At 45.6% G+C, this 11542-nt stretch carries 9 protein-coding genes; 7 read left to right on the top strand and 2 right to left on the bottom strand.

The features are described 5' to 3' along the window. The first annotated feature begins 120 nt into the window (after positions 1 to 120). The 7 genes from ViNHUV68_RS06260 (at position 121) to ViNHUV68_RS06230 (ending at position 8206) form a co-directional block, all read left to right on the top strand. Positions 121 to 1092 (top strand): tripartite tricarboxylate transporter substrate binding protein, encoded by a 972-nt coding sequence (locus ViNHUV68_RS06260; protein ID WP_038174316.1) that lies wholly within the window; start codon positions 121 to 123, stop codon positions 1090 to 1092. A 205-nt stretch (positions 1093 to 1297) separates the two neighbouring features. Continuing rightward, positions 1298 to 1816, top strand: a complete 519-nt coding sequence (locus ViNHUV68_RS06255) for a tripartite tricarboxylate transporter TctB family protein (protein WP_391089968.1) — start codon at positions 1298 to 1300, stop codon at positions 1814 to 1816. A 20-nt stretch (positions 1817 to 1836) separates the two neighbouring features. Further along, positions 1837 to 3363: a tripartite tricarboxylate transporter permease gene (locus ViNHUV68_RS06250; RefSeq protein ID WP_038174318.1), complete on the top strand. Its 1527-nt coding sequence runs from the start codon at positions 1837 to 1839 to the stop codon at positions 3361 to 3363. Between the two features lie 136 nt (positions 3364 to 3499). Next, on the top strand, positions 3500 to 4900 hold the full coding sequence (locus ViNHUV68_RS06245; protein WP_391089966.1) for a TolC family protein: 1401 nt from the start codon (positions 3500 to 3502) through the stop codon (positions 4898 to 4900). A 9-nt stretch (positions 4901 to 4909) separates the two neighbouring features. Beyond that, on the top strand, positions 4910 to 5887 hold the full coding sequence (locus ViNHUV68_RS06240; RefSeq protein WP_391089964.1) for a biotin/lipoyl-binding protein: 978 nt from the start codon (positions 4910 to 4912) through the stop codon (positions 5885 to 5887). 13 nt (positions 5888 to 5900) lie between these two features. Continuing rightward, positions 5901 to 7064 (top strand): ABC transporter permease, encoded by a 1164-nt coding sequence (locus ViNHUV68_RS06235; RefSeq protein WP_391089962.1) that lies wholly within the window; start codon positions 5901 to 5903, stop codon positions 7062 to 7064. Next, a complete protein-coding gene (locus tag ViNHUV68_RS06230) occupies positions 7061 to 8206 on the top strand; it encodes an ABC transporter permease (RefSeq protein WP_391089960.1) in 1146 nt (381 codons plus the stop codon). Before ViNHUV68_RS06235 ends, ViNHUV68_RS06230 begins: the two co-directional genes overlap by 4 nt. Positions 8207 to 8270: 64 nt before the next feature. Here ViNHUV68_RS06230 and ViNHUV68_RS06225 read toward each other — a convergent pair whose 3' ends face one another. Together ViNHUV68_RS06225 and ViNHUV68_RS06220 are read right to left on the bottom strand one after the other, a co-directional pair. After that, on the bottom strand, positions 8271 to 11000 hold the full coding sequence (locus ViNHUV68_RS06225) for an EAL domain-containing protein (RefSeq protein WP_391089958.1): 2730 nt from the start codon (positions 10998 to 11000) through the stop codon (positions 8271 to 8273). Positions 11001 to 11131: 131 nt separating this feature from the next. Beyond that, a complete protein-coding gene (locus ViNHUV68_RS06220) occupies positions 11132 to 11527 on the bottom strand; it encodes an ATP-binding protein (RefSeq protein WP_038174325.1) in 396 nt (131 codons plus the stop codon). Positions 11528 to 11542 lie beyond the last annotated feature (15 nt).

The following is an 11542-nucleotide window of genomic DNA, read 5'->3' as shown; positions in this document are numbered from 1 at the left end:
TTTAACATGCCATTAACCTTAGATGCATCTATCAATAAGCATCCTCCTTATTGGTAGATCATTCATAATGATAAGCCTGCTCACAAAGAAGAATAGGCACCGACATAAGGAACGTGAATCATGTTTAAGGCATTTAAACCAACACTGGCCGCTTCGATCATCGCTGCGTCTTTTTCATTCAACGCTTTTGCAGCTGATGTAGAAAAAATCCACTTTCTGATCCCTGGTGGCGCTGGTGGCGGTTGGGATATGACCGCTCGTGGCACCGGAGACGTACTGATTAAATCTGATATCGTTGAAACCGTCTCATTCCAAAACCTTTCTGGCGGCGGTGGCGGTAAAGCGATTGCTCATTTGATTGAAACGGCACAGCGCCAAGAAGACACGCTAATGGTTAACTCCACGCCGATTGTGGTTCGCTCACTTAGCGGTATTTTCCCTCAGTCTTTCCGTGATCTTACCCCAGTTGCCGCCACGATCGCCGATTATGGCGCAATCGTTGCTTCTGTTGATTCACCGTACAATAGTTGGGAAGACGTCGTAAAAGAGTTTGAAGCCAACCCGCGTAAAGTAAAAATTGCTGGTGGATCGGCGCGCGGTAGTATGGATCACCTTGTTGTTGCAGCGGCATTTAAAGGCGAAGGCTTTGATGCCAAGAAAGTTCGTTACATTGCCTACGATGCTGGTGGTAAAGCGATGGCGGCGCTGCTTTCAGGTGAGACTCAACTGCTTTCAACAGGCCTAGGTGAAGTCCTTGAGATGTCGAAATCGGGTCAAGTCAAAATTCTTGCTGTCACGGCGCCTAAACGTCTAGACGCAGCACCAGATATCCCAACGCTGACCGAATACGGTAATGAGACGGTCTTTGCTAACTGGCGTGGTTTCTTTGCAGCGCCTGGGGCGAGCCAAGAAAAAATCAATGAATGGAACGCCGCTCTGACTAAAATGTATCAAACAGAACAGTGGCAAGTTGTACGTGACCGTAATGGTTGGATTGACAACTACAAAGCCGATAAAGACTTTTACGCGTTCCTTGAAAATCAAGAAAAACAAATGGGCGACCTAATGCGCGAGCTGGGCTTCCTTAAGTAAATAACAATATTGAGGGCCTAACCCACGCCCTCTTACCTATTCTGCCGTACTCGAGAACTCGCAATACAATCTCCTCTGTTTAGTAATGAACAGTTAAGCCTCGTTGACTAGCAGCAATGGGCTTATTGGTTGGTGAAATATGCTCATTAACCCTCGTGTACGGCTTTTTTATTTGTTCCCACCTGTCATGTAAATGGAGTTGGATATGTCGGATTTGCCAACCAATTCATTCAATAAAGGCAATTTCTTGCGAAGAGAAAACCTATTATGCCGTGATCGTGTCGGTGCGATGATCTTTCTCATCGTCTGCCTATGTTACGGTTATCAAACTGCTCAAATTGCCCTTTTTCCTGGTGATGAGTATGAACCTTTCACAGCACGTACTCTGCCGACCATACTCACCTATATTGGTATCGCACTGGCTTTAATGCTTCTCGTAACAGGGCAACCTGATGAGAAAAGTGGCGCCGTAGTTGAGTTCAACTGGAAGTTATTAATTGGCTTTTTGGTCTTGATGGCACTTTACGGGGTTGGGCTGACTTACCTTGGATTTGTCCTCGCAACGGGGTTGTTTTTACTCGCGGGTTTTTACTTACTCGGTGAAAGACGGAAAAAAGTGCTGTTTGGCGCTTCATTCCCCTTCGTTATCGCGTTCTATTTACTCCTCACCCAAGGTCTAGAAATCTATTTAGAGCCTGGTGTTATTTTCACCCTCTGGTCTTAATATTTTAAGGAAATGACATTATGTTAGATGGAATCTTACAAGGCCTTTCAACGGCGATAATGCCAATGAACATCATGATGGTGATCGTGGGCTGTTTCGTTGGTACCTTTATCGGCATGCTGCCAGGGTTAGGGCCAATTTCAGCCATCGCGCTGATGATCCCAATCACTTACGGCCTCGACCCATCATCGGGTTTAATTCTTATGGCTGGCGTTTATTATGGTGCCGTTTTTGGCGGTTCAACCTCCTCAATTCTGATTAACGCACCCGGTTGTTCATCGACGGTAGTTACGGCCTTTGATGGCTATCCAATGGCGCAAAAAGGCCAAGCGGGTAAAGCATTGGCTCTAGCGGCCTACTCTTCATTCACTGGCGGAACATTGTCAGCCATCATGCTATTGGTTGCGGCCCCAGCGTTAGCTAACGTCTCGCTCAGTTTTCAATCATCAGACTACTTCGCATTAATGTTACTGGGTTTATCTGCAGTAGCGGCATTTGCGGGCAAAGGACAAGTGATAAAAGCTTGGATGATGACCATATTAGGTTTGATGTTATCCACGGTCGGTATCGATAAAGGTGTTGGGGTTGAGCGCTTTACTTTTGGTATGACTGACTTAATGGATGGATTTAGTTTCCTACTACTCGCAATGGCAACCTTCGCCTTGGGGGAAACCTTGATGGGCATCTTGAAGCCAGAACAAGACACTCGCACCGATGAACAGAACAAAATGAGCCATATCGGCAGCATGAAGGTGACCAAAGAAGAGTTTAAAGAAGCGGCACCCGTGTCAATTCGCTCGTCCATTCTTGGCTTTTTCACCGGTGTTTTACCCGGTGCAGGCGCGACTATTGCGGCATTTTTAAGCTACGGCATGGAGCGTAACTTAGCGCCAAAAGAGAAAAGAGAAGAATTTGGTAAAGGCAGTATTCGTGGTCTGGTCGCCCCTGAGTCGGCGAACAACGCTGCATCAAGTGGCTCCTTTGTACCTTTATTAACGTTGGGTATTCCTGGTTCAGGCACCACCGCGATCATGCTTGGTGCGCTAATCTCTTATGGCATTCAGCCTGGACCACGCTTGTTCGTTGAACACCCAGATGTATTCTGGTCGGTTATCATTTCAATGTACTTTGGTAATATCGTGCTGGTTATTCTTAACCTGCCACTCATTCCGTACATCTCTAAATTGCTTGCGGTTCCGAGAACCGTTCTATTACCGATGATTTTATTCTTTTCTATTACCGGGGTTTACTTAGTCTCCTTCAACACCATGGATGTCTTTATCATGTTGCTGATTGCGATGGCGGCCATCGCGCTTAGGTTAGCCAATTTCCCACTGGCACCATTGCTTCTCGGGTTCATACTCGGCGGCTTGATGGAAGAAAACTTGCGTCGAGCGTTAATGCTCAGTGATGGCGAGCTAAGTTTCTTGTGGGAGCGACCAATTACAATGAGCTTCACCATTCTGGCGGTTCTCGTTCTGTGTAGTCCATTGCTGGTCAGATTGTTTGAAAAACTCAGACCGTCGGCAAAAAAAGTGACGCAATAACGATACGATCAATTAACAAGGGGAACATTATGTTCCCCTTTTTTAATGGCTGCTCTATAGTTAGACAGGTAAATTGCCTCAGTCTCATTTAGAGTATACACTCTAATTCCAAAGATAACCCAACTAGAGTGCCACTATGTTACCGCGCCCTATCGCTGCAATGATCGCATGTTTGAGTTTATATTCTCCCGTGTCGCTTTCAGCCGCCATTAGTTTTGAACAAGCTTGGCAGCTATTAAAGCAAGAAAATAATTCATTGGCTGCGCAACGTTCCAACGTTGAACGCTATCAACACCTAGAAAGTGCGACAGATAACCTTAATCTCCCTTCTATCACTTTAGGTGCCAATTACACACGACTCGACAGCGATGTCACTTTATCGGGGCAGCAAATTTTTAATAGTACGGGTCAGCCTCTACCTAACCTCGGCCCGACTTTTAATCAGTTGTTTGCCAACTTAGGTAATATCACTTCGACAATCACTGAGCGCGATATTTTCAGTTCATCGTTACGTGCGATTTGGCCGATTTTTACTGGCGGAAGAATTAACGCGGCTCAATCTGCGGCTGAAGGGAAAAAACAGCAAGCACAGAGCGAACTAGCAATGGAAACGCAAGCGCGTTTCGAAGATTTAAGTAAATACTATTTTTCCGTGCTGCTGGCACAAGACGTGGTCGAAACCCGCCGTTTAGTCGAACAGGGGTTAACTCACCACCGTGACAATGCGTTAAAGCTAGAGCAACAAGGGCAAATTGCTCGCGTTGAGCGCCTACAAGCACAATCTGCACTCGATAATGCGATCATTGAACGTAAAAAAGCAGATAAAAGCCTCGAAATCGCACAATCTGCTCTCACACAGATCTTAAATCAGTCTGCAGCAGTAACACCTTCAGATTCGCTGTTCATTAACCAAAACCTACCAGCCCAACAGTTGTTTATCGAACGTACGCTGTCGACTTATCCTGGCCTTGCACTATTAGATGCCAAAGAGAAACAAGCCGACAGTTTAATCAAAGCTGAGCGGGGTAAATACTATCCTGAAGTTTACTTATATGGTGATTACAGTTTGTATGAAGATGACTCAATCGCCAGTCAGCTCAAACCCGATTGGTTAGTCGGGGTAGGAGTAAATATTCCGCTCATTGAAAGTTCAGGGCGTAGCGAAAAAGTGAAAGCCGCACATAGCGCTGTGTCGCAAGTTCAATACCTTAAAGCACAGGCCAAGCAAGATCTGTCAGTATTGGTACAAAAGACCTACCTCGAAGCGCAACAGGCACAAGAAGAAGTGATCGGCCTGCAATCCAGTATCGATCTGGCACAGGAAAACCTAAATCTGCGTCAAAAGGCGTTCTCTCAAGGATTATCAACATCAACCGACGTAGTTGATGCCCAACTTTATATCGCAAAGGTGAAGACTCAAAAAGCCGCCGCTAGCTTCAACTACCTCATTTCGCTAGCAAAATTACTGGCACTCTCAAGCGAAATGGATGCATTTAGTCAGTACCAACACAACGCTATTAATACCTCAGGTTTATAAGGTTTACCGATGAAAAACGCCAAATCACTAGTTCTTTCAGCTGTCGCATTAAGTGTTGCATCTTGGGTGGGTTATAGCTTTTACCAAGCCTATCAACCTCAACCTGTTCGCCTGCAAGGTCAAATTGAATCGCAGCAGTACAGTATCTCTTCCAAAGTGCCAGGACGCATCGACCAAATTCTGGTGCGCAAAGGTCAAACTATTGAAAAAGGTGACCTCGTTTTCACCCTTCATAGCCCAGAAATTGAAGCAAAATTGGAACAAGCAAAAGCGGGCGAAAAAGCCGCAGATGCACTTGCAATGGAGGCCGAAAAAGGGGCGCGTAGCCAACAGATTCAGGCGGCCAAAGATCAATGGTTAAAAGCCAAAGCGGCGGCGTCACTGATGGAGAAAACCTACCTTCGTGTCAATAACCTTTATAATGAAGGCGTTGTCGCGGAGCAAAAACGTGATGAAGCTAAAACACAGTGGGATGCGGCTAAGTATACCGAAAGCGCGGCTTTTCAGATGTATCAACTCGCCCGTGAAGGTGTGCGCAGCGAAACTAAGTTGGCTGCCGCAGAGAAAGCTAGAATGGCTGCAGGCGCTGTTGCAGAGGTGGAAGCTTACGCTCAAGATACACGCATAGAAAGCTGGTTCGAGGGCGAAGTGTCTCAAGTACTGCTACAAAGTGGTGAACTTGCTCCACAAGGCTTCCCAGTTGTTACTGTGATCGATACCCAAGACGCCTGGGCGGTGTTTAATGTTCGTGAAGATTGGCTCAAACAGTTCGAGAAAGGCACACTGATTAACGCCTATGTTCCTGCTTTAGATAAGAATATTGAATTAGAAGTGGCGCATATTTCAGTCATGGGTGACTTTGCGACTTGGCGTTCAACCGACGCATCACAGGGCTTTGACTTACGCACCTTTGAAGTTGAAGCTAGACCAACGCAACCTGATCATAAATTGCGTATGGGCATGAGCTTAGTGGTCGAGTTGAATTAATACGGTTGTCATTATGCACGCTAGATCCGTTTCACAAATTACCATTGTCCGGCGCGATAAATGGCTCCTCTCATCCCTCACCTGGATCCCAGTGGTGCTGGTTATCCTCGTTTGGGCTATTTTTTCTCAGGGCATCGTCCGCGATTTGCCTATTGGTGTGGTTGATCTTGACCGAGGCAAATTGTCTGGAGAATTGATTCGTTACTATGACGCAAGCTCTAGTATGGCAGTCAAACAACACTACCCCAGTGTTGCCAGTGCCAAACAAGCCCTGATTTCTGGCGATATTTATGCTTATGCGGTGGTCCCGTACCACTTCGAGCAAGACACTTACAAACATCTCTCGCCACAAGTGAGTGTGTTTTATAACAGCCAAATGATCTTAATTGGTAAGATTCTAAGCTCCGCCTTTCTTCAAGCGCAAGGTACGCTTAACGCTCAACTAAGCACTGTCGAGAATTTGGCCAAGGGCGGGGCAACATTCGCGTCTGCTATGGGTAAAGCCGTACCGATTCGAACGCAGATAACCTCACTGTTTAACAAAAACTCCAATTATGCCCAGTTTTTAGTTTCAGCGATTGTTCCTGCGCTGTGGCAAATTGTTATTGTAGTCAGCACCATTTTGATTCTCTCTGCCAATTTACGCGATCGGGGCTTAACACACTGGCTAGGCACTCACGCCACTCGCAACTTAATCATGACATTAGCGCCTTATAGCTGGGTGTTTGCAGTGCAAGGTTTTGCGTTTCTGTACTGGTTCTATCTTGGTTTTGAATGGCCGATGAATGGCAGCTTTATTACACTAATTATTGCTCAATTTTTCACCATGATTGCATGCATAGTCATGGGGTGCCTGTTTTTCTTCTTAACTTTAGACGCAGCTAGAGCGATGAGCTTTGCTGGCGCATTTACGGCGCCGAGCTTCGCTTTTATGGGCATCACCTTCCCGGTGACTGATATGAACACGCTCGCTCAGATATGGCGAGACCTTTTGCCAATCAGTCACTATATTGAGGTTCAAGTCGGTCAAGTGAGTTACGGTGAAGCGTGGACCCAATCGATGACGCACTTGATACCGATGCTTGGTTATTGCCTTCCTCTCGTTATGGTTATTGGCTTAATGAGCATACATCTCAACGCAATACATTCGAGTCATTCGACTAAGGGCACCCAATGAGATTTGGCCTACTTCTTAAAGCCGAACTTAAAGCACTGCTGAGCAATCCGGTAATCTTGATTACGGTGTTTGGCGGCGTACTGTTTTACTCGTTCCTTTACCCGCTACCCTACAGTCACCAGACCCCGAGAGAACAGCAAATAAGCGTTGTTAACTTAGACAAAAGCCAAACCAGTTACCAGTTAGAGCTTATGGTTGATGCCACCCCTCAAGTTAAAGTCATGCAACGCGACTCAACACTCGCTGATGCGAAGCAAGCTTTTCTCGATGGGAAAGTCAGTGGTATTTTGGTGATTCCTGAACATTTCTACAAAGATTTAATGCTCGGGAAAAGCCCCACACTTGCCTACGCTGGTGACGCTTCTTATTTCTTGGTTTACGGCACCATCGTTGAAGGATTGGCGCAAGCTGGCGGTACACTCGCCGCACAAACGACGGTAGCTAAACTGGTACTCGATGGCGAACCTCTGTCTAAAGCTGCCACGCAATACGCCGCAACTCGCACCAATCTAAAACCGACCTTTAACCCACGCATGGGTTACGTTGACTATGTGGTTCCTGCGGTATTTGTGCTGATTTTACAACAGACCCTTGCCATGGCTGCCGGATTAATGGTCGGCACACAGAAACAAGGACGAGGATATTGGCTAAAAGTGTCGCCAGTGAAGCTATTACTGGCACGTAGTATAGTCCTGACGGTAATTTATTATCTGCTCAGCATGTATTACTTTGGCGCCAGCTTCTCGTTCTATGGGGTTAATCAACTGGCCAGCGCAGTCGACTTACTCACCTTCACCCTGCCTTTCTTGCTTGCAACCATAGCTATCGGTTCTTGGCTCGGTGCCATCACACCAAGACGTGAGTTGGTCACCTTAGTCGTACTGATAAGTTCGATGCCGCTTGTTTTCAGCGCCGGCTTCATTTGGCCTATTGAAGCGATCCCTGCTCCGATTGTTTGGTTATCTGAATTGTTCCCTAGCACGCCGGCAATTCAGGGCTTCCTGAGGCTCAATCAGATGGGAGGCAGTTGGCAAAGTGTCTCTGGTGAATATCTGCAACTTTGGATACAGTGTATTGGGTGGGCGTTGCTCAGTTACATCGGCTATCGAAAGTCCATCAGTAAGCTTTCAGCAAAATTATAGAACGAATAAAGGCTTAGCTAGGTCGCTAAGCCTTTATCATTGGCCTTAATAAGCAGACCAAAATCTAGCGCTGGAGAAGACTGATTATTTCATCTGCGGGCATTGGTTTATAGAAGTAAAAACCTTGAATCTCTTCGATGTTCCAGTTACACAGTTTACGTACTTGGGATGCATTTTCGACCCCTTCCGCCACCGTTGTTAAACCCAATTCTTGAGCCATATTGGCGATATGTCTAACCAGACTTTTGGCACGATCGTTGGTTTCCAGTTGGTCAATGTAAGACTTATCTAATTTCACAATATCTAACGGATAACTACACAAAGTACTAAACGATGAGTAACCAGTGCCGAAATCATCTAAAGCAAATAGAACGCCAAGCGCTTTAATCTCATCCATTAGCGCCACCACTTCACTTTCTGGCCCCATCAACATGCTTTCCGTTAACTCTATGACTAATTGACCTGGACGAATTTGATATTCAGTGAGGAGGTCAGCTAGAAAAGCAATCAACTGAGAATGATAAAAGTGCGGCGCGCTTAAGTTAACATGGATAGATAAGGGTTTCTTTGCCTGACTTTCCCGAATACCATTAATCTGTTGGATGAACTGGCAAGATTGTCTGAGTACTTGCTCTCCTAACTCAATGATCAGATCGCCCTTTTCTGCCAGTGGTACAAAAACCGCTGGTGAGATAAAACCAAACTCACTATGTTGCCAACGCGCTAGCGCTTCAAAACCATTAATATCACCGCTTTTACTGTCAACGATTGGTTGATAGTACGCTCTGATATCACCATCACGAATCGCACCGGCAAGATCTCGATTAATCGCCGCGGCAATTTGCGAGCGATCAAACATATCTTGATCAACGCGCGATACAGAGACCGAACTTATATCGGCCTTATTATTCTGCACGGTATAACTGGCGGCCTGAAGTAAGGCATTAAAATCCAGATGACTCATCTCAGGGGGAACAACACTCACTCCACACTTCAAGTCAATCTCGACGCCATTCACTTTTTGCTTTTCCGATAACTCTTCGTGCAGACGCATCGCCCCCCACAAAGCATCTTCAAACTCTACCCGAGTTGCGATCAACGCAATAAATTCATCGGCGCTGATACGGCCAACTGGAAAGCGGGCCAGTTTGTCTTTTAACAACGCCGAGACATATTGAACCGATTCGTCGTATTTTTCATGGCCATACACATCTGCGATAACGTTAAGGTTCGGAATGGAGACATAGATAAAGGTAAGTTCTTGATTTTTTAGCGCGATTACCTGTTCCATGATCGATTTTCTATTCCACAAACCAGACACCGCGTCACGTTCTACTAAACTTTCAATCATCTTAGCTTGTTGTTTTCTCTCTCGTATATCGCTGATTGAAAGCATAACTGCATCTTGGCTCTGATATTTGATTCGACTCACTTCGATATGGCAATCAATTTCAATGTTTTGACTGGTAAGCATTTGTGCTTCAAATTGTGTTTTGCCTTGTGCAAACTGACGGTACATCACGTCGATCTGGCACTCAGGCTGATCAGAATCAGAGCAGAGTACATCGAGTGGCTGATGAATAAGATCATCGTGTTGATATTCAAGTAAAGACAGCGCGGTCTGATTGGTATCGATGATTTCACGCCCTCTCACCAACACCATCGCGATATTTTTACTGTGATAAAGCGCGTCAAACTTACGCTGCGTATCTTGTAAGCGTTCATGAGTTTGCGAGTTATTGGTGGCTAGCGCTTGAACCAAATTGGTTAAATTGTCGAGCTCATCTTTGCTTGGCTGAGTTAAACCGTCCAATTTATAGGATTCAAATAACGCATTAAGATCGCGCTGTAAATCGGAAAAACGAAGAGCGACGCGACGTCTGAAGGTTAAAAAAGTCATCAACGAAATCAATACCGTGACGACGGCAAGTGAGGCCAGCAGGTAATAGAAAATAACGTTACCTTTATTGAAATAAGCACGGCTTATCGTGGTTCGAAGCGTGGCGACCTTCTTCCCTGTCATCCCTACTAAGCTGACCGTCTCAGTCATCGACTGCTGATTTTTTTCGATCAGTCGAGGAGTCACTTGTAGAGCATTAGTCTCTTTACTGTCCAAAGCTGCTGCCTCGTTAAAGGGAACGATCTCATTGTCGGCAATTAAAATAGATCTGAAGTCCCCGGGAAAACGCTGCGTTAAGTTTTGCCCCCATAACAGCCAACCAGATGAGCCAGAGGAACCCTCACTATCACGTACTGGCGTAATACTCAGGTTCCAGATTTGCCCTCCCACGAGCAACAGACCACTATAACTGTCGCGCGCGGCGTCTAGCACCCGGTTCATTGAAACAATATGACGTTGAATAAACTCGTTTTTCGTCATTAAACTGACCAACTGACCTTCTAAATCGTGGCCATCACGCACGATGCTTTCAATGACATTGCCATGTAGGTCACTAAATACCATTAGATCAAGCGTGAGCGCGTCCAATCCGTCTTGAGACAAATTTCGTTCACGAAATGCCTCTGGATCTCCGCCTTGCAGTAGTTGATGAGTCTCATCCCAATAGGACCAATCATATGAGTGCTCTTCAAGATCATTGGCCATCTTAGTGATCACACTGCGTGCTTGCTCACTCGACTGACGTAACTCACTGTTTTCCAAGTCATTAATAGCGACAACAAAAAAGTAGCGAGTAATAAACAAACAGCTCAGGGTGACACTCAACAATCCGACGATGAAGTAAAGCGCCGTTTTGGTTTGGAGAGTAAGATTCAGAAAGCGGATTCGATTCATTCAATGAATTGCCCAAACAAATACATTAGTGAATACTATAATAGTGTATGGCAATATAACTTGATATCGCTCCAAATTTTAAGTCATAAACCAAACAATCAATTGACCAATCATTGACTAAACAAGGCTATTTACCGCTTAAGGGGTATTTGCCAGCTTTGCCATCGCTGTTTCATTTTCTCAATGGTGTGTTCTTCAACACCGTGAATATTGCCAAAATTGTCGTGACACTCGATCACTTCAAATTTCGCGTTATAACGCTGAGCTAATTTATAGTATGGCGCCATTTCCCATCGACGCACAAAGGTATTGGAAACCACCACATCGTGACCGCGGGCTAGACAGCGCTGGGTATTGGTTTTACACCAATGATGAGCCTGTGGCAGCTTATTTGGTTGAAAAAGGTAGTCACCGTTATGGTCGACGAAATACATATCAGCCTCAAAGTGATGAGCTGGCAATGTTCTAGCCAAGGTACTTTTGCCCGATCCAGGTAAACCACGTATCAGCGTCAGTTTTAATGTCATAAAGAGATCGTGTGA

The organism is Vibrio sp. NH-UV-68 (assembly GCF_042940635.1).
Classification (GTDB): Bacteria; Pseudomonadota; Gammaproteobacteria; order Enterobacterales; family Vibrionaceae; genus Vibrio; species Vibrio pacinii.
The sequence above is the reverse complement of the archived record's forward strand: the minus strand, read 5'-3'. Positions and strand labels throughout refer to the sequence as shown.

What these genes read in the sequence shown, in the direction of transcription:
- ViNHUV68_RS06235 (WP_391089962.1), top strand. Translation starts at nt 5,901, where the DNA reads ATGCACGCTAGATCCGTTTCACAAATTACCATTGTCCGGCGCGATAAA.
- ViNHUV68_RS06245 (WP_391089966.1), top strand. Translation starts at nt 3,500, where the DNA reads ATGTTACCGCGCCCTATCGCTGCAATGATCGCATGTTTGAGTTTATAT.
- ViNHUV68_RS06220 (WP_038174325.1), bottom strand. Translation starts at nt 11,527, where the DNA reads ATGACATTAAAACTGACGCTGATACGTGGTTTACCTGGATCGGGCAAA.
- ViNHUV68_RS06260 (WP_038174316.1), top strand. Translation starts at nt 121, where the DNA reads ATGTTTAAGGCATTTAAACCAACACTGGCCGCTTCGATCATCGCTGCG.
- ViNHUV68_RS06230 (WP_391089960.1), top strand. Translation starts at nt 7,061, where the DNA reads ATGAGATTTGGCCTACTTCTTAAAGCCGAACTTAAAGCACTGCTGAGC.
- ViNHUV68_RS06255 (WP_391089968.1), top strand. Translation starts at nt 1,298, where the DNA reads ATGTCGGATTTGCCAACCAATTCATTCAATAAAGGCAATTTCTTGCGA.
- ViNHUV68_RS06240 (WP_391089964.1), top strand. Translation starts at nt 4,910, where the DNA reads ATGAAAAACGCCAAATCACTAGTTCTTTCAGCTGTCGCATTAAGTGTT.
- ViNHUV68_RS06250 (WP_038174318.1), top strand. Translation starts at nt 1,837, where the DNA reads ATGTTAGATGGAATCTTACAAGGCCTTTCAACGGCGATAATGCCAATG.
- ViNHUV68_RS06225 (WP_391089958.1), bottom strand. Translation starts at nt 11,000, where the DNA reads ATGAATCGAATCCGCTTTCTGAATCTTACTCTCCAAACCAAAACGGCG.